Annotated in this window: 21 protein-coding genes and 2 riboswitches; of the genes, 3 read left to right on the forward strand and 18 right to left on the reverse strand. The window is 35.6% G+C overall.

Going from position 1 to position 22,998, the window contains the following annotated elements; all coding sequences use genetic code 11:
- Nucleotides 1-108 precede the first annotated feature (108 nt).
- Nucleotides 109-1,455 (forward strand): short-chain fatty acid transporter, encoded by a 1,347-nt coding sequence (locus DET63_RS03860; RefSeq protein WP_113935907.1) that lies wholly within the window; start codon nucleotides 109-111, stop codon nucleotides 1,453-1,455.
- 40 nt (nucleotides 1,456-1,495) lie between these two features.
- Here DET63_RS03860 and DET63_RS03865 read toward each other — a convergent pair whose 3' ends face one another.
- From DET63_RS03865 to DET63_RS03880, 4 genes are all read right to left on the reverse strand, one after another.
- Nucleotides 1,496-1,849, reverse strand: coding sequence for a group-specific protein (locus DET63_RS03865; protein WP_113935908.1), 354 nt, complete (start codon nucleotides 1,847-1,849; stop codon nucleotides 1,496-1,498).
- Nucleotides 1,846-2,421: an NAD(P)H-dependent oxidoreductase gene (locus tag DET63_RS03870; RefSeq protein ID WP_113935909.1), complete on the reverse strand. Its 576-nt coding sequence runs from the start codon at nucleotides 2,419-2,421 to the stop codon at nucleotides 1,846-1,848. Before DET63_RS03870 ends, DET63_RS03865 begins: the two co-directional genes overlap by 4 nt.
- Before the next feature lie 22 nt (nucleotides 2,422-2,443).
- Entirely contained in the window at nucleotides 2,444-2,833 is a 390-nt protein-coding gene (locus tag DET63_RS03875) for an SWIM zinc finger family protein (RefSeq protein ID WP_002165383.1), read from the reverse strand.
- A 262-nt stretch (nucleotides 2,834-3,095) separates the two neighbouring features.
- Nucleotides 3,096-3,416 carry a hypothetical protein gene (locus tag DET63_RS03880; RefSeq protein ID WP_235661777.1) on the reverse strand — a complete coding sequence of 107 codons (321 nt, stop codon included), beginning with the start codon at nucleotides 3,414-3,416 and terminating at the stop codon, nucleotides 3,096-3,098.
- Between the two features lie 38 nt (nucleotides 3,417-3,454).
- Nucleotides 3,455-3,553, reverse strand: a riboswitch (SAM riboswitch).
- A 121-nt stretch (nucleotides 3,554-3,674) separates the two neighbouring features.
- Here DET63_RS03880 and DET63_RS03885 point away from each other — a divergent pair.
- Nucleotides 3,675-3,866: a hypothetical protein gene (locus tag DET63_RS03885; protein WP_002084448.1), complete on the forward strand. Its 192-nt coding sequence runs from the start codon at nucleotides 3,675-3,677 to the stop codon at nucleotides 3,864-3,866.
- Between the two features lie 30 nt (nucleotides 3,867-3,896).
- Here DET63_RS03885 and DET63_RS03890 read toward each other — a convergent pair whose 3' ends face one another.
- The 14 genes from DET63_RS03890 to DET63_RS03960 form a co-directional block, all read right to left on the reverse strand.
- On the reverse strand, nucleotides 3,897-4,619 hold the full coding sequence (locus tag DET63_RS03890) for a YwiC-like family protein (RefSeq protein ID WP_113935910.1): 723 nt from the start codon (nucleotides 4,617-4,619) through the stop codon (nucleotides 3,897-3,899).
- Between the two features lie 184 nt (nucleotides 4,620-4,803).
- Nucleotides 4,804-5,505 carry an ECF transporter S component gene (locus tag DET63_RS03895; protein WP_002084445.1) on the reverse strand — a complete coding sequence of 234 codons (702 nt, stop codon included), beginning with the start codon at nucleotides 5,503-5,505 and terminating at the stop codon, nucleotides 4,804-4,806.
- On the reverse strand, nucleotides 5,478-7,139 hold the full coding sequence (locus DET63_RS03900; RefSeq protein WP_113935911.1) for an ABC transporter ATP-binding protein: 1,662 nt from the start codon (nucleotides 7,137-7,139) through the stop codon (nucleotides 5,478-5,480). Before DET63_RS03900 ends, DET63_RS03895 begins: the two co-directional genes overlap by 28 nt.
- A complete protein-coding gene (locus DET63_RS03905; protein WP_113935912.1) occupies nucleotides 7,112-7,990 on the reverse strand; it encodes an energy-coupling factor transporter transmembrane component T in 879 nt (292 codons plus the stop codon). Before DET63_RS03905 ends, DET63_RS03900 begins: the two co-directional genes overlap by 28 nt.
- Nucleotides 7,991-8,013: 23 nt before the next feature.
- Nucleotides 8,014-8,826, reverse strand: a complete 813-nt coding sequence (locus DET63_RS03910; RefSeq protein WP_113935913.1) for a DUF4430 domain-containing protein — start codon at nucleotides 8,824-8,826, stop codon at nucleotides 8,014-8,016.
- Nucleotides 8,827-8,881: 55 nt separating this feature from the next.
- Nucleotides 8,882-10,690: a DUF4430 domain-containing protein gene (locus tag DET63_RS03915; RefSeq protein WP_113935914.1), complete on the reverse strand. Its 1,809-nt coding sequence runs from the start codon at nucleotides 10,688-10,690 to the stop codon at nucleotides 8,882-8,884.
- A 506-nt stretch (nucleotides 10,691-11,196) separates the two neighbouring features.
- Nucleotides 11,197-11,682: a ribonuclease E activity regulator RraA gene (rraA, locus tag DET63_RS03920; protein WP_113935915.1), complete on the reverse strand. Its 486-nt coding sequence runs from the start codon at nucleotides 11,680-11,682 to the stop codon at nucleotides 11,197-11,199.
- A 423-nt stretch (nucleotides 11,683-12,105) separates the two neighbouring features.
- Complete coding sequence (locus tag DET63_RS03925; RefSeq protein ID WP_113935916.1) at nucleotides 12,106-12,987, reverse strand: 5'-methylthioadenosine/S-adenosylhomocysteine nucleosidase; 882 nt, start codon at nucleotides 12,985-12,987, stop codon at nucleotides 12,106-12,108.
- Between the two features lie 177 nt (nucleotides 12,988-13,164).
- Nucleotides 13,165-13,268, reverse strand: a riboswitch (purine riboswitch).
- Between the two features lie 186 nt (nucleotides 13,269-13,454).
- On the reverse strand, nucleotides 13,455-14,480 hold the full coding sequence (locus DET63_RS03930; RefSeq protein WP_113935917.1) for an alpha/beta hydrolase family protein: 1,026 nt from the start codon (nucleotides 14,478-14,480) through the stop codon (nucleotides 13,455-13,457).
- Between the two features lie 16 nt (nucleotides 14,481-14,496).
- Entirely contained in the window at nucleotides 14,497-15,621 is a 1,125-nt protein-coding gene (locus tag DET63_RS03935) for a helix-turn-helix domain-containing protein (RefSeq protein ID WP_113935918.1), read from the reverse strand.
- Nucleotides 15,622-16,115: 494 nt separating this feature from the next.
- On the reverse strand, nucleotides 16,116-16,982 hold the full coding sequence (locus tag DET63_RS03940) for a PhzF family phenazine biosynthesis protein (protein ID WP_113936101.1): 867 nt from the start codon (nucleotides 16,980-16,982) through the stop codon (nucleotides 16,116-16,118).
- A 187-nt stretch (nucleotides 16,983-17,169) separates the two neighbouring features.
- The gene (locus DET63_RS03945) at nucleotides 17,170-17,352 is read right to left on the reverse strand and encodes a hypothetical protein (protein WP_000875167.1); all 183 of its coding nucleotides are present in this window, start codon (nucleotides 17,350-17,352) and stop codon (nucleotides 17,170-17,172) included.
- A 692-nt stretch (nucleotides 17,353-18,044) separates the two neighbouring features.
- Nucleotides 18,045-18,521 (reverse strand): Cys-tRNA(Pro) deacylase, encoded by a 477-nt coding sequence (gene ybaK, locus DET63_RS03955; protein ID WP_113935920.1) that lies wholly within the window; start codon nucleotides 18,519-18,521, stop codon nucleotides 18,045-18,047.
- A 209-nt stretch (nucleotides 18,522-18,730) separates the two neighbouring features.
- Complete coding sequence (locus DET63_RS03960) at nucleotides 18,731-20,893, reverse strand: serine hydrolase domain-containing protein (protein WP_113935921.1); 2,163 nt, start codon at nucleotides 20,891-20,893, stop codon at nucleotides 18,731-18,733.
- A 269-nt stretch (nucleotides 20,894-21,162) separates the two neighbouring features.
- On the opposite strand from DET63_RS03960, the gene DET63_RS03965 reads away from it, so the two are divergent.
- Nucleotides 21,163-22,956 (forward strand): helix-turn-helix transcriptional regulator, encoded by a 1,794-nt coding sequence (locus DET63_RS03965; RefSeq protein ID WP_113935922.1) that lies wholly within the window; start codon nucleotides 21,163-21,165, stop codon nucleotides 22,954-22,956.
- Nucleotides 22,957-22,998: the final 42 nt, after the last annotated feature.

Raw genomic sequence — 22,998 nt, forward strand, 5'->3', positions numbered from 1 at the left:
TTATGACAACCACCTTAGATATCTGAATTTTCTATACATTAAAGGTTATCACCTAAACAACCTCGAATATTGTAATAAACATACATAACATAAGGAGGTTGAGCTATTTTGTTTCGTTCATTTACAAATGGATGTGTTGCCCTTGTGCAGCGTTTCTTACCAGAACCGTTTATTTTATCATGTTTATTAACTGTTTTCGTTATCTTCTTCGGCATGTTTGCAACGCACCAAACACCGGTCGAAATGATTACGCATTGGGGCAATGGAATTTGGGGGCTTCTCGCCTTTTCTATGCAAATGGCTCTTGTACTCGTGACAGGATCTGCATTAGCAAACGCTCCTCTTATTAAAAAAGGATTAACGAGAGCAGCGAAATTACCGAAAACAAATGGACAAGGTATTATTGCTATTTCAATCGTAAGTTTACTAGGAGCATACATAAACTGGGGATTTGGTATTGTTGTATCGGTTTTATATGCAAAAGAAGTGGCCAGACAGTTAGAAGGATTAGATTATAGGTTAGCAATTGCTTCTTCCTACTCTGGATTTCTCATTTGGCATGCCGGTCTTTCTGCTTCTATCCCTCTTACGTTAGCAACAGGCGGCGAAACGTTAATCAAAACGACCGCTGGGAGTATTAACGAAGCGATTCCAATAACAGAAACGTTATTCTCGCCATACGCTCTCGTTCCGGTTATTATCTTTCTCGTTACGATGCCTCTTATTAACCGAGCAATGCATCCAGATGAAAAGCATACAATTACTGTAGACCCTATCGTGTTCCATGAAGAGGCTGCCGCTCAAGAAGTGGCGCAAAATACGTTCGCTGAAAAAATGGAAAATAGCATAATTATTACACTTTGTATTGGATTATTAGGTCTTATTTATATTTTCAACTACTTTTATACGAAAGGCTTTAACCTTACACTTGATATCGTTATTTTCATGTTATTGATTGCGGGTCTTATTTTCCACCGTACTCCGATTCAATATATTCGCGCTTTCTCTGACTCAACTAAGAGTGCTTCAGGCATTTTACTTCAGTTTCCGTTCTATGCTGGAATTATGGGGATGATGATTGGAGTAAATAGTGAAGGGCTTTCGCTTGGAGGAGCTATTTCTACTTTCTTTATTAGTATTTCAAATGAAACCACATTCCCGCTCTTTACATTTTTAAGTGCTGGCATTGTAAATATTTTCGTTCCATCTGGAGGCGGTCAATGGGCAGTGCAAGCACCAATTATGATTCCAGCTGGCGCTGAACTTGGTGTACCTGCCGCGAAAACAGCGATGGCAATTGCATGGGGCGATGCTTGGACAAATTTAATTCAACCTTTCTGGGCATTACCGGCATTAGCGATAGCTGGTTTAGGCGCTCGTGATATTATGGGATTTTGTGTTGTTAACTTACTATATGCAGGATTTATCATTAGTCTATGTTTCTTATTTATTTAAACGAAAAGCTAGTTTTATACTAGCTTTTTTATATAATAAATCATTCGTTATCTATACAGCTTATTACCTTCCTCCACTCTACCTCTGCATGATTTAATGCTTCATATGTAAACAAATCTTCACATACTTTTTCAATCATATGAGGATTGTTCTTAAGGAAATTCCACTGCAATACTTTAGGAAGAAAATATGTTTCATATTCTTTACTTCCCCTTATCACCTCATCAACTTCTCTTTCACAAATCCCTCTTATTAAATAATCATTTCTTAATTGTATCTGAATTTGTTTTAACGTTTCACTACACTTCTTTAATTGGACTAAACAATTAATATACGTACGAAAAAGTTCGTCATCACAATTGCAACACTTTATAATACGATCGATTTCATTCATAATGTACGAGCCTTTTCTTCTATTTGTAATAGCCACTTTTCACGCTTCTCTAGTTTACTCGTTTTCACAGATTGAAAAGTAGAACGTTTTATATCGCGAATACCACAAAAACGTAAAACCCCTCTTTTCATCATAATCCAATCCGCTGATCGATATAGTAGTGCTACGTACCATAACGGTGAGTCTAACGTATTAATAACCCACGCCTTCTTACCTTTAAATAAGCCTGTCGGTAATGCCCCCTCATATTTATAAGCAAATCCAGCTACAAAAATACGATCGATAAATCCTTTTAAAATAGCAGGCATCCCCCACCACCATATCGGATATATAAAGAGAAGCGTATCCGCTTCTTCCACTAACGTTCTGTACCGAGCTGTTTCTTCTTCATTTACTAAATCACGTCTTTTCTTCTCTTCATTAAATACAAGGACTGGATCAAATTGTTCCTTATATAAATCAAGTACCGTAAGCGAATGATTTGTTTCTTGTAATCCTTTTTGCACATGCTCTAAAATTGCCCAATTAAAGCTTGAAGGATTAGGATGAGCGTATATAATTAGTACGTTCACTACAAAACAACTCCCTCTTTAGTTAAAGTTTCCCCTTCTTTAACATCTTCTCTACAATTTGCACATTTTTCGAACTTTGTAACAAACGATTTAATACTGTTAGTAACTCTTCTTTTTCTAAACCGTTCAGTTTCTCTTTAACCGTACTCTCACCAGCACCTTGAATTTCATACACAACTGCCGCCATATGTTTACAATAATTTTCGTACGGACACTCGCAACTACTTTCTGCAAAATCTTCAAGATCAATAACCACTTCATAATTTCCTGCATTACCAGTCACAAAAGCAAATACTTTATTATCATGTACTTCAACATCTTCTACATGTCCCTCTTCATAATATTCATAACCTCTATCAACAATATATTTCGGAATATACCTATGTAGTTCTTTTAATAAATATGCGTACATAACAACACCTCTTCCTTTAATTCCCTTTTGACTTCCAAAATCCTGCATGTTATTCTAATAACTGTCAAGTAGCGAGTCTACGTGACAAACGACTGACACCTATTCGGCGAAGGTGTCTCTTTTCATTTGCAGCCGATATGAAGTGCCTCTTTCAGGCACATTCAATCTTTGACACTACACACTCAACACCATTCCCTTGTATCAGGCTGCTTTAGCAGTCTTTTACGCTACATACTTCGTTATTTCAAGAAAAAAAGAGAGCCTAGCTCCCTTTTCCCGCTTTATAAAATACCCCTTTTTCAGCATAGCGATATTCATCATCAGCTAAAGTAATTTTCCCATCCAGTTTGAGTTCATCTAATAGTCTTGATAAATAAAATTGATGTAACATTTTTTTAGTGAATTTTCCTTCATGATGCGAAACGATATGTTCTTGAATATCTAACAATGATATTGGCTTATCTTGCTCTATCATATATTCATAAACTGTACTACGCAGTTTTACGTATTTTTCGAGTGTCACAGTACTTCGCAACCCCTTTCTTCTTATTATAAATTTTCGTAATCGGTTTTTTTGCAACAAAAAAACCTCTCCGATAAGAAGAAGTTACGTATATCTTCGTCTTATCTCCCAGAACAAATATGTTCTGCTGGAATTAGCACCTGCATCGCGGTTGCTGGGTTTCATCGGGCCAGTCCCTCCACCTCTCTGGATAAGAAAATATTCACTTTAAATTTAACTATACGTAATTTTATTATAATTGTCAAATAAATATAAAAAATTATATTTTCTTATTTATTGTTCATACTACAAAAAGATGTACAAAAGGAGGCTACTACTTTGAAAAAGAATGCTCGTGGATACGTACAAGATTCTTTTCATTCCTTACAAGAAGCGAAACATTGTTTAGAAGATGCATTACAGACTGTTGAAGAAGATTTTAATCGCGCACGTATTGAACAATCCCTTTACGCTGTAGAGCAAGCATTACAAAGATGTGATTATACCGTTCACATTTTAGAACAAGAATGAAAACTTCCCATCAAAAGATGGGAAGTTTTTTCAAATGGCATACTTCATCATTATTACCGTTATTATTAAAAAATATACAGAATTAACAATTTCTAAAATCCCTACTTTTAATATAGAAATCTTTTTGCCATACAACATAATGGCCCGAATTACACTTGGTACAAATATGAGTGAACACCATGGATTTATAGCAAATACAATTACCGTTAATACAATATGGTATCCCCAAGATATAAAACGATACTTCGGATTGTTTTTTTCACGAATCATCGTTTTCACATAAAACGTACTTCCTAAAAAATATAGAAATGAAATAAGCGCAATGAATAATGCTGTTTTATCTATGAATTTCATGGAGAAATAATAACTGATTAAACCACCTATACAAAACACTATAATCGCACAAACATCATTTAGTAATGCTCGTTCATCTTTCCGACGAGCGTAATGCATATTTACAATAAACAATGGAATCATTAATACTGCGAATAAAAGAATTCGCCATTCATATAATAAAGAAATCATCCCAAATACAAATGCAATGATAAAATAAACAATTGCAGCGTGTAGAAATTCTTTTTTTCGTCTTTGCCTTATGTACATGAGAAATGGATAAGTGGCTAGATAGATAAAAAACCAGGCTAAAAACAGTGGGATATGATAAAAAGTAGGTTTACCAAGTAATACACTTAATAGAAATGGTATGACAAGCATCGCCCATGCTCCATGTTGCTTCGGAATAACTAACTTCATTAACTATACACCTCCCTCTTGAAAATAATTCTCACCTACTATTATACAAATAATTTCATATAATAACGGATATATATTGAATCTATTTTTTGACAATAAAAAATGCTTCTTACAATATGTAAGAAGCATGAAAGAGGCAAACGAATATGTAAGTCGCGACCCTACCTTATATGAGTATGCTTTTCTATGTCACCTTATGCTCATCTAATATACCGTATTTCTTTTTAAATCTTGTGAGGATCGTAATCCATGACGTACTAAATAGCAGAAGGAAAATAACATTCGATATCGCATGACTAAGATCGAAAGAAAAACTTGCGACATAGTAAGCAATAACTGTTTCCCACGTTGCTTCCTGTATAAAACCAAGCAGACCCCAAAAATTCATAATCCAGCCAAATAGAAATCCAACGGCAAATCCGTACAACAGTCTTCCCCACAGTTTTTTCATTAAAAATGTATTACGTAATAGTCCAGCTATAAACCCGATCATACCCCAAGAGAACATTTGCCACGGAGTCCACGGACCTTGTCCTAAAAAAATATTAGATACAATGGCAGCCGTTGCCCCAATCATAAAGCCAGTTTCACTTCCAAAAACAATTGCAGAAACGATAATGACAAAAGAAGTCGGTTGTACACTTGGTAAAATAGAAAATGGTACCCGGCTAACCGCTGCAATCGCCGCTAACACCGCAACGATAACAATTTCACGTGAAACAAACGCCTTCCTTTCAAAACGAACATAGAAAGGTAACATAATGACAGCTAATAAAAACAAACTACTTACCATGTAATACCCGTCCATAATAAAAGTCGTAAAGAGTAGTGTACATATTACAACAGCAAAAATAAATATTATGAATGCAACATATCGTTTGGACACGCTTCGTACACATCCTCCCACGTTAATGCAAATGGCAACTCTCTACGGATGAATCGATTAATAGATGTTGTATAAAAGAAGTTACCACTAAAGAACTCTTTCGGTGCATCATTCATAATGACTTTCCCGTCAAATAACATCATGCACTGATCAACGTATTTCGCTGCAAACTCAATATCATGCGTTGCCATTACAATTGTTGTACCTTCTTTTTGCAACTGTTTAAATAGCTCTCCTACTCTTTCCTTTTTCCATGGATCTAATCCCTTTGTCGGCTCATCCAGTAATAATAAAGTTGGCTTTGATAATAACGTTGTACATAATGCAAGTAGTTGTTGTTCCCCGCCGCTACAATCATGCGGATGACGTTCTTTAAGCGAATATAACCAAAACTGTTTTAGCATATTTTCTGCTATTTCTTTTCCTTGTTCTCCGTATAATTCACTTGCACGTTCATACACTTCTTCCCACACTGTACCAAATGTAAAATGATAATACGGGTGTTGTGATACGTACCCTATACTTTTAAATCGTTCTTTCGAATCAATTTTATGTATCATTTTTCCATTCCACTTTACCTTACCTCTTCTAGCTTTTTGTAATCCTGCTAAAATCGTTAACAGCGTAGACTTCCCGGTTCCGTTTTTCCCAACTAGAGCTGTCCATTTTCCCTTTTCGATGTTCACTGTTAAATCGCGTAAAATAAGTGGACTACTTTTTTCATATTGAAAAGATATATGTTCTGCACTTAAAATTACTTCTTGCTTTTCCCATTGTTCTACTTGCCCATTCCTATATGATATCGCTGAAAAATCATTCATTTTCATTTGTGCCTCTCGCACTGTAAATGGAATCTCTTTCACATTCCACTCTAAAAACAATCTTGGAATTTGCGGAATGAATGGACGAAACTTTTCTACTTCCCACATGTTCGCTATCACACTTTTAGAAGTACCATCATAAATGATTCTGCCATTATCCATACAAACAACGCGTGTTGCGAGCGGTATAACTTCATCTAAACGATGTTCACTTAAAATAATCGTAATTCCAAGTTCTTCATTAATACGTTTTAATAATCCTAAAAACTCTTTTGCAGCAATCGGATCTAGCTGCGCTGTCGGTTCATCCAGTAATAGTAGCTTCGGCTGCATGACTAATACTGCTGCTAAATTTACTAGTTGTTTTTGACCACCAGATAAAGTATGAACAGATTGATGTAACAAATCTTGAAATCCTAAAAAGCTAATGAGTTCCGCTATTCTTTTTTGAATAATATGTGATGGTAACCCAATATTTTCTAAAGAGAATGCTAATTCTTGAATAACTGTATCCATTACGAGCTGATTTTCTGGGTTTTGAAACACCATACCAATTTCTTGGGCAGATAATAAATTTGGTACTTCTTCTAATAAAGCACCATCATAATATGTATGTCCAGAACGCGTGCCAATTGGAAGTAACTCCTTTTTAAAATGTTTTAATAAAGTTGTCTTCCCAGAACCTGAACCACCAGCAAGTACTATAAATTCTCCTTTTTGAACAGAAAGAGAAATATGCTGTAACGCTTCTTCATTTTCATCAGCATATATAAATGATAAATTTTTTATTTCTGCATGCGCCACCATATCCATTCCCTTCCTTCCATTACAATCGGTAAACTAATAAACATCATAAATAGGAAAAACATCATTCCATCATATTGCTGGAATAGTATTGATTCCACTTTCGGATAAATGATCAATTTCCCTCCGCCATAATAACTAAATATGAATGAGGCTATAAATAGAATACTTAAATAACTTAGCGTGTACCAATCGCGTCTTTCCATTCTATACCGAATATAAGTCGTACGTTTCGTTACACCAAATCCGCGAGCTTGCATAGAATCCGCTGTTTGTAGTGCATCTTCTAACGAACAAACTAATAACACTTGCAGTAATTTCATTCCATTTTTTATACGCTCAATGAGTGAACCTGAATCTAATTGTACACCTTTCGTTTTTTGGACGAGTGTAATTTTCTTTAACCGCCTAATAAACAAAGGAACAAATCGCACTGTAATCATCGTTAGCAATGCAACTTTCGGTGAAATTCTTGAAAACAAATATAAAAATTTATGACTCGAAATAATATCGTTATAAGAAGCAAATGTAAACATAATTGCAACTAATAATAATCCCATAACAAGTCCATACATACAAGCCTCAAGCTTAATCCGGCTATCTCCTAAATAAAATAACGTAGTCGCTCCTCTATGTGTTAATAAAGAATTAAATAAAATAACCATCAAAAAGAATACGATAGTACTAGGTAGCATCTTTCTGATTTTCTCACCATTTCCCTGTACTATATTTAAGATTACTATTAGTATAATCGCTCCAATTAAAAAAAGAGGATGAAGACACATCATACATAGTATCATCACCCCAATATAATAGAAAAAATTAACAAAAGGATGTAAAGAAGAAAAGCTTATTTTCATAGTCCTTTACCGAAGATCCTTTCCTATTTTAATACAAACACCCACTCGATTGTATCGCCTGGTTTTACTTTAACTACACCAGCACTATAGTTTGGAAAAGCACCGTTCACACGATATTTCCAGCCACTAGTAGCAGTAATATCTTTCTCGTATAAATCATTAATACCTTTTACATAAATATCACCTTTAGAACCACTCGCATCAACATCTAATCCTGTGCCCGTGAGCACACTGTAAACTGTGTCGCCTTCTTGTACATCAACCTTTTTCGCACCTAATAAGTACCCTTCATTTCCTTTTACGGAGATAGTAACTTGTTTTGCTTTAGGTACTGGCACTGGTACTACATCTGGTGGTGGTACCGGTGGTGGCGGAGCTGGTAGATTATTGTTCTCTTCTGGATTTTTCTTTTGCTCCTGCTTTGGTGTTTCTTTTGGCTGATTAACAACCTTTGCTTCTTCTTTTACTTCTGGCGCTTTCGGCGGCTGAGGTTTCTCTTCTTGTACTTTTTGTTCCGGTTGTTTATTTGCAGCAGGCTGTTCCTTTGGTTCCTCTTCTTTCTTTACTTCAGGCTGTTCCTGCGCTTTTTCTTCTTTCGGTTTCTCTTCTACTTTTTGTTCTTGTTTATCTTTCTGCTCTTCTTGTGGCTTTTGTTCCGGTTCAGCTTGCTTCTCTTCCAGTCTCGGTACATCTTTTTGTTCTTCTTGCTTCGCTACTTCTTTTTGCTCTTCTTGCTTCGGTTCTGCCTTCTTCTCAGGTTTTACAGCCGTTTCTTCACATCCGGCTAATAATCCCAATGAAAGAACTAAAGAAATGAACCATTTCATCTTACTCATGCTGTCCTCACCTTTCATAATAAAATTAGGAGCAAATGATTGCTCCTAATTTTTGTTAAGCTGCTTTACGTCTCCATAATACATATGCAGAAGCGATACATAATACACCCATACCTACTTGTGTTGCTGCACTATGAGAAGATGCTCCTGTTTGTGGTAATTGATTCTTATTCTTGTTTGTTTCTTTATTAACTCGTTCGTTATCTACAACAACTTTTAGATTTTCATCTTTTGGTTGTTTTTGTAACTCTTCTTGTTGTTTCGGCTGTTCTACAACTTCTTTTTCTTCTACAGTTGTCTCTGGCTCTACAATTGGTTTCGTATCAATTTCATTTTCTACTACATTTGACCAATCATAAATCGATTTCCCAAGATCTTTAAACTGAAGTAACGCTAAAAATGCTTGCTCTGTAGCCATTCCGCTACCTTTTTGATCACTTGGTAACCATTTGAACTCACCATTTGGAAGCTGGTATGACATTAAATTTTGTACTGCTTTATTAAGACGATCGTGATCTACATCTTTAACTAGCGATAGTCCAATAATTGCTTGTGCAGTACTATTAGAATTCTCTTGTCCATCAGCGGCAAAACCACCATTACCTAGCTGCTGCTTGTATAAATAATCAACAGCTTTTTGAATAGCTGGCTTTACATCTGCTTGATCTTGATAAGGAGCTAATGCTGCTAATACCATACTTGTTACATCAACGTTACTAGCACTTTCTTTACTACTTGAACTATCATATGTCCAGCCACCGTCTGTATGCTGCGCTTGTAAAAGTGCTTGTACTAAAGCAGCTCGATTCCATTTTGCTTCGGCCGGAATCTCATATTTCTTTGTATCTAATGCAAGTAATGTAAATGCGTATCCTGTAACGGAATTCACTTTATCTGATTCAAATAAATTTTGCACTAAATTTTGTCCCTCTACCTTTGTAGGATCAACATTCATTGCATTCATCATAATAATCGTTCTAGCTAAATCTGTTGCTGAAAAACGATTTAAACGCTTCTTAACCTTTTCAGCTACTGGCTTAACATAGTTTATTTTCGTTTCAAGCGGAACATTTACACCTGAACGAGCAAGTCCAATCGCAACCCAATCACTACCAATTCCATCTTGTAACATCTTTTCTGATGTTTTAGAAATCGCTTCGTTTAATTGTGCTGCTGGAATTTCGACTTTCTCTTGCTTTGGTTGTTCTGTTACTTTATCTTCTGGTTTACCATCTGGTTTTTCTGTTTTCGGTTCTTCTGGCTTACCATCTGGCTTTTCTGTTTTCGGTTCTTCTGGTTTACCATCTGGCTTTTCTGTTTTCGGTTCTTCTGGTTTACCATCTGGCTTTTCTGTTTTCGGTTCCTCTGGTTTTTCTGTTTTCGGTTCTTCTGGTTTTGGCTCTTCTACAGTTTTACAAGTGCCAAATTTATCTAACGTTTGTTGCAACGTTTGTTGACTCATATTGCTCCAGTCTGCAACGTAACGAAATGCAACAACATCCCCAGACTCTAATTTATAACTATCCGCACCAACTTCTGCAGATTTATCATTTACATCATACAACCAACCGCTCGTTGCTCCGGCCATTAATCCATCGATGCCCTTTATATACGTTCCAAATGACATACTTTCAGATGTTACTTTGTCACCCATAACTTTTTGTAGCAAACTAAAAGCTGTTTCTCCATCTTCAATGGAAACTTCTTTCGGACATAACATAATTCCTTTTTGTGATTCACCAATAATTGCAAGTTTCGCTGTCTTTCCTTCAGCAAACGCAATATGTACTGTATTCGCAAAAGAAACAAATACAAGTGCCACTGCCATTAATGATGTAAGCAGCCATTTCTTTAACATTGCCATCCCAAAATTCCCTCCCTTTACTAACATTCACACAAAAAAAGACCCTTTAAGGGTATGCGGTTGACACTCTCTTTTTGTAAGTGTCGAACAAAAATGTACAACACCTCCTACCCACATTATTCGCGGCTATATTTGTATAGGAAAAATAATTTCGTTTATGAACGCACCATTGTGATAACATTCACTTTTCTAGGCAAAATTTACTCCCTTTTCAAGTTATCCCGCTATTCGCCGAGCAGTAAGACCCCCACCTCAAATTCAGCGAAAGCAAAGAAGTTAGGTGGGGATCAACTGCCCGTAAATGCCCGATTGGTGAAGGCTAATAATCAGTGGGGATGAACAAAATCCCCACTGATTAAAGTTTCACTTTATCGTAAATCGATAAACCTATACATTCTGTAATTTTTAAATTCTGTATTATTTTACTATTGACAAAGAATTTTGTCCATGCTTTATCGGATTTATTTTCTAAGAATAATAGCTTAATAGCCTTCCATTAATAGAAGTCATCCCTCACTATGTAAGCTTTTATCACTAACAATAATTCCATCTTCATCTACATAAACATATTCATTCGGTTTCCATTCAACTTCACCAAATTGCAATGAAATATTTTGCTCTCCTTTTCCTTCTTTTACACTTCTATTTGGCATTGTCCCTAACGCTACAATACCAATATTAATATTTTTTAATTCACTAGAATCACGAACATACCCATTTACAATAATTCCTGCTAAGTTTCTCTCTTCCGCAATAGCTGCCAAATTATCACCGAGTAACGCACAATTTTTAGAAGCTCCGCCATCAACAACTAATACTGTACCTTCCGGTAGTGTTTGTAACCCCTCTTTTACTAGTACATTATCATCCTTCACTTTTACCGTTGCGATTTTCCCATAGAATTGTTTTTTCTTCCCGAAAGACCGAAAAGACTGGCGACATATTTGTAATTCCTTTTCAAATTCATCACATAGATCCGTAGTTTTCCACATCTCTTTCCCTCTTTTCTTTTCCTTTTACATTACATATTCTTGGATTTTTTTCGTTTCCCTGTCTAATATTGCAACAATTTGTATGTGCGGTGAAAGTTATATGAGAATGAGAGATAAGAAGATCAAATTGCTTTATTAAACAGGTCTAATCACTCCAGTAAATAGACTAGCACTACGAAAAATGAAAGAAACGTCAAGTAATCAAAGATATACAACTTTTGTCGTATATTTTTGAGTTATTTGACGTTTATGTTAAGAATTGAACTACCTTTACCCCGCATTAACGGGCAGTAAGACTCCCACCTCAAAATTCGTCTGGAGCAAAGAAGTTAGGTGGGAGATCAATTGCCCGTAAACGCCCGATTGGTGAAGGCTAATAATCAGTGGGGGATGAACAAAACCCCCACTGATTATAGTTTCACTTTATTTATTCGGCATCGAATCTATATACTTTTTAACTACTTCATATACATATTCTTGATTTGCCGCTGCTGTATTCGGGTTGTATTTTCCGCCGTTTGTTTTATTGTTAGATAATACTCGAATTCCTAAGAATGGTACGTCATAAGCTTTTGCGATTTGCGCTGCGGCAGCGCCTTCCATTTCTTCTACAGATGTACCGTATTTTGTATGGAACCACTTAATTCTATCAACTTCATTATTCCAAACGTCTGCTGAACCTATAGTACCTTCCACCACTTTACCTTTTGTATATTTATCTTTCACTGCATTAGCTGCTGCAAGTAAATCCTTATCTCCCTCATAGTATCGGATTTTCTCAGCATTTGGATCTTCTCCTGCACTTCCTTCAGAAGCCATTAAGTCCATAGATATCCATTTTGCCGGTTCAATCCCTTGGTTCTCATCCATATTTGTTGTTTTTAATGACCCTATATTCGCGACTTGTTTTCCTAAAACAATATCAAATACGTTTAAATTAGGATCATGTCCACCTGATGTTCCTTGGTTAATAATTGCTATAGGCTTATATTTTTCAATAGCCACTGCTGTAGCGGCTGCTGTATTTTCCATTCCTTTACCTGTTTTCGCAACGATTACAGGATAATTGTCTACAGTTCCTTTATAAAATACGAAACTCCCAGATTTTTCTTCTTTCACATTTTTTAACCTTTTTGCAAATTTTTCAGCTTCTATTGGCATTGGGCCTTGAATTAAGATAGGGTTTTGAGTGCTTTTTGCCTCAGCTACTTGTTTTGAACTAGCATTACATCCTGCAAGTATTGAGAATGATAATGCGATAGTAGTTGCTAGGGCACCATATTTTTTCAACAGATTTTTCTTCATAAATAATCTCTCCTCTTTCTCTTGTTGTTTTCTATACTCGAGGTTTTGGTCCAAAGAAAAAAGCTCTAGAAATTGTAGAAAAATCTCTACTTTCTAGAACTACGGTAGTCAAAGTTAATTAAGCAAAAGATGAGGCCATTGCTAAATTATAGAACGGTAGCGGCTCACTACACCACACGACCGAATACTTTAACCCGTAGTCCAGTTCTTTCATTGGGAACTAGGTAGAAACGCTCGGACCATATTACCGAGTATATACGAGTGATGTTATTTAAAATTATTATATTGGTAATATAACAAACTTTTAGTTTATACGCAATCTAAAAGTGAACATTTTTGATAAAAAGAATAAAAATGTTCGTTTTTACAACTTAAATAGTTAGGATTTATCATTCTTAAATGGGAAACGACGATAAAAAACTTATAATCCCTATGCTAAACTAGATTAACCTACAACCACCGATCTTTTACGGACAATTACTCTCCCTTCCAACTTCCTCACCTTCGCCTAATATTGAGCTGCGAGTCTTACTGCCCGCATATTGCGAAGTAAAATTCGCATCCATCCAATTCACAATAATTTCTTCCAGCTTCGGATGAAGCGGCTTATCTGCACCTTCCGCATAAATCTTTTTAAATTCTAACGCTTTAAAATCACCTTCAAAATATTTTAACGTATGATCCATATTTTTTATTACATGTACTTCGGAATCACCTTTAACATAATCACCAATTCGCTTCGCTTTTTCAGGATCTGTCTGAAAGTCTTTATCACCAGCAATTGCTAGTAGTGGACATTTTACTTTCATTAAATCTTTATAAATGTCATGCTGAAAATGCTCTCTAAGCCATTTTGCATTCATTGGCTTAAAACCAATTTTAACAATATCTTTTTTGGAGTTTATCATTTTCTCTGTTACTTTTTGCGCCTGCTTTTCTCCCCGTTTCTCAATATTGAGAAGACGCATTAATTTTCCTTTTATTCCTTTTTGCTCTTTTAACTCTTTATAAATAATCTCTCTTTGTCTTTTAGTAGCTTCTTCTAGCGATTCCGCAGCTCCTGTAAGAAGTATGAGTCCATTAACTGGCGTTCTTGCGTTTACTACAGTCGCTAACATACACCCTTCACTATGACCAGCTAAAATGATATTTTCCGGATCAACAAATGGTTGCTCTTTCAAATACGCAATAACAGCTTCTATATCGGATACTAAATCCCACATCCCAGCTTTCATAAATTCACCCCTACTTGCTCCAACACCACGTTTATCAAAACGTAATGTAACTACTCCGAGGTTTGTAATCAGATGTGCCAAGTCTTTATACATATTCCCTTTCATATTCAGTGGTACTATCGTTCCATCACGATCAACTTCTCCAGATCCAGCGATAATGATAGCCGCTGCATACTTCCCGTCAGCTTTTGGCTTTGTAATCGTACCGCACAAAGTAAATTCACTATTTATCGATACTTCATATTCATCAAAAGTCATTATATTTATCCTCCCTCTATTCTTTTATATCCAATTTAAACTTCAAACTCGCTATTATATTTTTGTACTCTCTTACATCTTTCATCGATGCGAAAATTGGGTTCTCTGCAATACCTTGTAGCATGCTTCGCTTTATAATATCCTCATTTCTAACCGTTTTAGCGCCAAGCGGAAATTCTGCAAACCATCCATCAATCGCATCAAAATATGAATCGCCGTGTAAATGCAGACTATTTACTGTGAAGCTATCCGTACAAACAGCTGCATATTTCCGTAGCATTTCTAATGAACCTTCAAAATTTTTTTGCATGCAATATACTTGTGCAGCAGCATAGTATACTTTTAAAGTCATATTAGGATGTAGTTTTTCTATTTCATACATGTCTATTAACATGAAAGCTCTATTTAAAATTACCTCTACCTTTTCAGCGTTTGAGGCATTTACTACTACATAATTCGGTATTGTCGCAACGAGTTGTATTAAATGTTGATACATACTAATTTGCATCATTTCATTCGCCTTCTCAGTATTTCCAAGCATTTGATACGCCTTCGCGATTAGATCTTCCTCTGGAAAGTTCGGACGTATCGTTTCACCAAGTAATTGAAGCACCTCATTTGGTCTATTGAGTATAAGATAGCAAGTTGCTTGAAACGATACCGCCTCTTTCACAAGAGAAACATCTTCACTTTCTTCCTGCACTCGGCTAAAGAGATACATTGCCTCTTCTAAAATTTCAGTTCTTTTATCCGTATCCTCTGTTAACATATGGTGGTTAATAAAAAGTAGCCCCATTTGAAGTAATAATGGAAAACAAGAATAATATTTTTTAATCATTTCTCTGCACTCCATCATTACTTCATCAAACGGTTCTTCACTAAAAGCTTCCGCTAGTCTATGATATAAATTTTTAATATCTTCCTGTTCCATTTGTGGTGTATAACAGATTAATTCATCTATACTTATGTTAAAGTACGATGCTAACAGTGGTAAAAATGTAATATCCGGATAACTCTGCCCCGTCTCCCATTTGGAAACAGATGCCTTCGTAATACCGATATACGCCGCTAACTCTTCCTGTGTAATTCCCTTTTCTTTTCTCTTATCCGCAATGATTTTATGAATATGAATCTCTCTCACTGTATCACCTCATACTTTTATTATATGTACTATATTCTATACAGAATATGGATTTAGAGTCGACTTTCGTTAACAAAATCAACTGTTAGGAAACATCTCTCTAAAATAAAAGAAGCTCCAAATTTTATTATATTTAGGTCATAGATATTAAACTTAATAAAGTGAAACTTTAATCAGTGGGGGTTTTGTTCATCCCACACTGATTATTAGCCTTCACCAATCGGGCTTTTACGGGCAGTTGATCCCCCACCTAACTTCTTTACTTCCGCTGAATTTTGAGGTGGGGGTCTTACTGCCCGTTAATGCGGGATAAAACCAAAGGCAGGAACATATTTAATATGTTCCTGCCTTTTTATTGTGGGGTACCGATACATAGCCATCTAGCTAAGATTTTGAAGTGCTTCAAAATCAAAAATTTCATCTCACCACAGTTTTCTATGAGAATCCAGTGAACAGCTTATTTACATAATTTCCGAAAGTGGAAGGTATTTTTCTTAAATAATAATATATTTTTCTTGAAAATTAGAAGTAAAGCCTCCTACGTGAACATCTGTAATATTATTAAAATCAGTTGATACATTTACAATAATCTCTGAAGGCTGATCCATTACATATCCTTGCTCAAAAGTGAAGGTATTATGTTTTTTTAAATTTTTATTTTGTTTTATTAAATAACATGCTAGTGCTGCATTTGATGTACCAGTGGCACTTTCTTCTGGAACATTAAACAAAGGTGCAAAGTTTCTGCAATGAGCTGTAGAATTATATAGTGTTTCCAGTGTAAATACATGATAACCAATTACATTATATTTCTTACTTATTTCAGCAATCCTCTTCATATCAGGAATAATCTTTAACAGGTCTGAAAGTTTTCTGACAGGTATAATAATATCGTGTAAACCTGTAGATACGATTTGAATAGGCATATCAGGTATTAGTTGTTCTTCATCTAGATTTAAAGATTCAATAATTTCTTTACAAGGAAGTGTTGTAAGGAAATTAGGGAGATTTTGTTGTAAAGATATCATTTTATTTTCGTCAATTTTTACGTTAAGCATCCCCGCTTTAGTCTTTATTGTATACACTTTTGAATTTATTTCTTTCATTTGGGCTAATAAGGAAAAAGTAGCAATTGTAGCATGTCCACATATAGCAACTTCTTCATTTGGTGTAAAATATTTAATTTCGTAATCTGAATTTACAGAAGGAAGTACAAAGGCAGTTTCGGAGAAATTTAGTTTGTTTGCAATAGCTTGCATATCTTTTGTTGTAAGATCCTTTGTGTCTAAAACAACCCCAGCTGGATTCCCACCTTTTGTATTTTTAGTGAAGGCGTTTAACATATATGTTTTAATCTTCAATCCAATCACTTCTTTCCCTTTTTTCCCAGTATATCATGTTGTAGATATAAAAAGTGACATGTACATTCCATACATCCCTAATTAACATAACGTCCTATTATCGGGACTCAATGTATTTAGAAAACTATTAAAAGTCCTTCAGATTATTTAACTGAAGGACTTAAGTGATTTTGAGTTGCAAGAGGTTTTATTTTTTCTCACTAATTTTAAGTCGTTTTGCATTTATGAAAAATGCGCTTCCAATTGTGAATATAACGGAAGAGATATACATTGTTATCCCTGAGTATTTATTATCAAACATTGTAATATTAAGTAAATTAATGAACATCATCAATATAAGTGATATGTACAATCCATTAATATATTTCACTTATGCCCCCCTCTTACTTTTTTTCTTTTTCATCTCTTTTTTCGGTAACTTCTATGTGATAAATAGTGGTTTCTAAAGGTATTATTTAGAATATCCCTTTTCCCAATTTTACCATTTGAGAGAGGTGATATGTTGTTTGATTTTAGTTGCATATTGTATACATGATCAGTTAACGTAACATCTCATTATCGGTAGCAAGGAAAAAGGATAACCCTGCTCTCACAAGGGAACCTTCTTTTTAGTTCTATGAATCTATACATTTTTTTATACATTCCTATCCTGGCATGGTTTTAGGGCTCTTGTTTGTTACTGGATTAGCCAAAAAACTGTATAAAATCTTGTATGCTCTTAGCGTGGGGGTTTTCCAAAATACTGGCATCCCCCAATATGTGCTTTCTTATGGATATTTCTTGAACCCTCATTAAAACACTCTCCCGTCCTTTGTCTATCTTTAAGAGTAACTCTGCTTGTTTATTTAAAGTCCTTGCAACGAGGCATTGTACTCCTCCTAAAGCCAAACAAATGATTAAAATTACACATCCATATTATACTGATTAAACTAAAAATTCAATCTCTTTTAATTTCATTCATTATGTAAATAAAAAAGGATAATCCGCCCTCATAATGGACTAACTATCCTATAAATTATTATCTGAATTTAATAAAACTAGGACTTCTTTCCCTATGTATATTTACTTCGTTACTTCACCAAACTGCGCTCTCGTCACTTTCGCCAAGTCATCAACTTTCAGCTCAATTTGCACGCCAATTTTCCCGCCACTTACAATGATCGTTTCAAGCGATTGGGCACTCACATCAATACATGTAGAAAATAACTTCTTCATTCCTACTGGTGAACAACCACCGCGAATATACCCTGACACTTTCGTAATATCTTTAACAGGAATCATTTCTATCTTTTTTTCACCGACTGCTTTTGCAGCTGCTTTTAAATTTAGTTCCTCATCTACTGGGATTATAAAAACATGATAATCTTTACTATTCCCTTGAGCGACAAGCGTTTTATATACCTCTCTCACTTCTCTACCAATTTTCCCAGCAACTGATACGCCATCAATTTTCCCATCGTTTGGATCGTATGACATCATGGAATATTCAATTTTTTCTTTATCTAATATTCGCATCGCATTTGTTTTATCTTTTTTCATGAGCTTCTCCTTTTAATACATAGAAATTTATTTCACATCATTAATTTTCCTTTTATTATACACCTTTTTCAAATTCTCCTACAAAACTTCACATATTGTTCAATTTAAAGTAAAACTTTAATTATTCATCCTCAACTTAAAGGTACTAAGAGAGCAAAAAGAAAACCGACTCTCACCTTCAAATAAAAGGCTTGATGTCGGTTTTACATTTAACGTCCAAACTCCTTATTAAATATTTTATCCCTCCCCTCAATAACCTCTGGACCTACTGCATTGATAGCAGTTACTAAAATATGCTCTCCTCCAATAGGTCCACCGACCCTCGTTTCAAATCCATAAGTCCCACCAGCATGCCCCCAATATGATTGTCCGTCCGGTGTTTTTTCTTCATAAATTCCTAGTCCAACCTTACCTATAGGTGAATCTACTGTTTTGAACATCTGATCCATTAGCTCTTGATTTAGAAGCTTTCCACCCAACAGTGCACTGAAGAAGGTAGTCAAATCTTTCACTGTTGAAACCATATCTCCAGCTGCATTCGCCCATGACTGATTTATTTCTGTCAAATCATATAAACGACCCGATCTATCCATACTATATCCTGTAGCATGTTCACCTGGTATGTGCGGACTTGCTTCCATTACGAATGTCTCTTTTAACCCCAGTGGCTCAATGAATCTTTTTCTAATTTGCTCCGCATACGTATCTCCTGTTACCTTTTGAATAATCTTCCCAGCTATAACAGTATTTGTGTTCGAATAGTCCCAGCCCTCCCCTGGTGCAAATACAGGCGGCTTTGCAAGTGCTAAACTGATAAGTTCATCGGTACTATAGTACCGAAATGGGTTTTGGGGCAGTGTAAGATCTCGCATATCCTTATCTATATTGGTTGCAATTCCACTTGTATGATTCAACAACTGACGAATTGTAATTTTATTTCCATCATATCCGTTACCCTGTACGACTCCTGGCAACCATTTTTCGACTGAATCATCAAGGTTTAATTGTTTCTCTTCAGCCAATTGCAGTACAACAGAAGCTGTGAATGCCTTAGTGATACTTCCGATACGGAATGAAAAATTCGGTTCCACTGGGCGTGGTATTTCATAACTTGCCGTCCCTGTAGCATAAGACCACCGCTTTCCATCCTTTAATCCGCCAGCTATAACACTTGGGATTTTTTTATTCGTTACTACTCGATCCATTACGTATTTTACTTCTTCTCTATGCTTACTTTTCTTTTCCTTATCCGCAGGTTCCTTTTTTGATTTTTCTGCAAATTCTGAAGCTAATATATTGTTAATCTGTTTTTCTGCTCCTAATACATTAATGTTTATCGAGATAACATGTTGACCATTTTCCGTTCCACCAGCAAAGTTAGTAAAACCAGGAATACCACCACCATGTCCCCATACTTCAGTACCGTCTGGCAATTTTGTTGCGTGAATGCCAAGCCCATACTTTCCTAATGGGGTATCAACTGTGTTAGTCACCATTTCCTTCTGTATCTCCGGTGTCAGTAGTTTACCACTTAATAAGGCACGGAAGAACGTTGTCATATTTTCTCCTGTCGAAATCATTTCACCACTAGCATTAGCAACTGATGGATTAAACAAAGTAATATCTACTAATTTATCTCCCGTATTCAAGTAGCCACGGGCATTTTTTTTCGGAATATCCATCGAACTTCCAGGAAGGACTGTTTCTTTTAAACTAAGAGGTTCAATAATTCGTTTTTTTATCTGCTCGGTATATGATTCCCCTGTTATCTTCTGAATAATCAATCCTACAATAACCATATTCGTATTCGAGTATGACCAGCCTTTTACCGGTTCTAATTCTAAGGCACGGGAAATTAATTGTTCCGGTCTATAATTCTTACTTGGATTCTCTATTAATTTCGCTTTAAGATTTGGAGTCAAGTAATCTGCAATTCCGCTTGTATGATTTAATAATTGACGAATCGTAATTTTGTTACCATCATAGCCTTTCCCTTTTATAAGTCCCGGCAACCATTTCTCTACCGTATCATCTAGACTTAGTTTCTTCTCTCCAGCAAGCTGCAATGCAACTGTAGCTACAAACGTCTTCGTTGTGCTCCCGATCCTGAAAGCAGAGTCAACATCTACCTTATGATTCCTCTCAATATTTGCTTCACCAGAAGCATATGACCAACTAGCTTCTCCATTTTTCACAGTAACAATGACTCCTGGAATATTTTTTGTATCGGCAGCTTTATCGACAACTTGCTCAGTTGATATCTTTTTGTTTACCGCATGTATGTTTCCATGAGAAGGTATCGCTAACGCTCCAACCAATATAGTCCCTGTTAAAGTAAGGGCCGTTCCTTTTTTTAAGAAAAATAACTTCATTATACATCGCTCCTATTATTTTGAATTTTTCTGTTGCCTCACTCCCTCACCTTAACTTCAATATTGTTAAATAACATAGTGACAAAATGCTTTAATTTACTCGTGACACTATGTACACCTCTGTCACATAAAACATGTGATAAACTGTCAACTGCTTCATATGACATGCTTTGTTGTCTGTCTTTCTATTGACGATTTAAAAGATATGTTACATGATGAATCTGAATCATTAGATAATTAATCTTAAAATATAAGTAGGTGCATAATTTATGTTCTCATTCACAAAAAAATGGTTTTGGTATGATTGGATATTTATATTAGTACGAACGTTTTGGCTATTCATTATCATCGGTACTAATTTTATGTTTCCATCATTCATTCATACGTCAAGTATAATCGTACTTGCTCTCGCTTTTGTCGTTTACCTTGTACCATTAATTATTCGATATAAGAAAACAAAATGGTACCCTGCATTCGATATTATCACCGCAGGTTGTTTTTATCTTTATTTAGCATCCGTAGCCCCAAATTTACTTTGGCCTTTCATTTTACTCGTAATCACTATTGGCCTATGTAGTAATCAAAATAATTATATATGGAGCGGTATTTTTTGTGGATTTGTATTCCCATTATTGAACGCCTTGATTGCCGGGCGGTCGCCATACGAAATGATTGTTAGTTGTAGTATCGGTTTTGCCATTGGCGTTTCTTTTAATATATTAATTCAGTATCATAAACAATCTCGAATTATTGAAGAGCAAAAACTACTATTAGAACAACATATTAAAAGGATTGAAGAGCTTACTCTCATAGAAGAGCGTAATCGATTGTCACATGAGCTACATGACACAATTGGTCATACACTTACTTCTCTCATCGCTGGCGTCACATCACTAAAATCATCAGTACCGAATTCACAGTTTGAAAGAATTGATTCACTTATCAGCATTGCTCAGCATAGTCTAGATGACATTCGAAAGCATCTACACGAGCTATCTCATAATCCACTTAGTAATTCATTAAGTGAATCACTGCAACAATTAACAGAAGAATTTATAAAATCTACAGGTACAACCGTTACATTTCGTACGATTGGCAATGAAACTCTTGTGATGCAAAAAGTGAATTTCTGCCTATATCGTTGTCTTCAGGAGTCGTTAACAAACGCTGTTCGGCACGGTAAAGCGAGCGCCATATCCGTTCAACTGCATTTCGACGGACAACAACTTCGATTGCAAATTGAAGATAACGGTATTGGAATGGAAGAAATTCAATTTGGCTTTGGCCTCAGCGGAATGAAAGAACGACTTGAACAATTTCACGGTACATTATCTGTTCATTCTAGTACTGAGCAAGGAACATTCATCGTTTGTAATATTCCATTACAAACAGAGTTTGTACATAACATAATTCGCTTATTGGTCGTTGATGATCAGGAACTCATTACAAATAGTTTAGAGCAAATTTTAGAGCATCACACTGATTTTACTGTTGTTGGTAAAGCACACGATGGAGCTGAAGCTTTAAAACTATGTGAACAATTACAGCCTGGCATTGTACTAATGGACATTCAAATGCCAGAAATGAATGGTATTGAAGCTTTACTAGAAATGAAGCGACGTTGGCCTAATATGAAAATTGTTCTTATGACAACATTTGAAGATTCCTTACAAGCAGCAACTGCACTAGAGCATGGGGCTGAAGGTTACATGTTGAAGTCTATTCATCCACAAGAAATGAAGGAAGCCTTGAAGCTTATTTATAATGGTGGGACTTGGATCGATCAATCGGTTGCTACACGAGTTTTCGAGGAAATGAAACTTCAACGTGAGCAATTGGAAAAAATCGGATCGACTAAACAAACTTACCCGTACGGACTTACAAAACGCGAAATGGAAATTTTAGAGCATCTATCAAAAGGATTACGCTATAAATCTATTGCTGCTAAGCTATTTTTATCTGAAGGAACGATCCGTAATTACTGTTCAAATCTCTATTCAAAGCTAGGTGTCAGCAATCGTGAAGAGGCGGTAAAAATGGCACGAACAGAAGATATCTTGTAGCTACTGTGGAATTAAAAGGCTTTCCTTTAAAACTGAAAATAT

Source organism: Bacillus sp. DB-2 (assembly GCF_003315125.1).
In the GTDB taxonomy this organism is placed as follows: Bacteria; Bacillota; Bacilli; order Bacillales; family Bacillaceae_G; genus Bacillus_A; species Bacillus_A mycoides.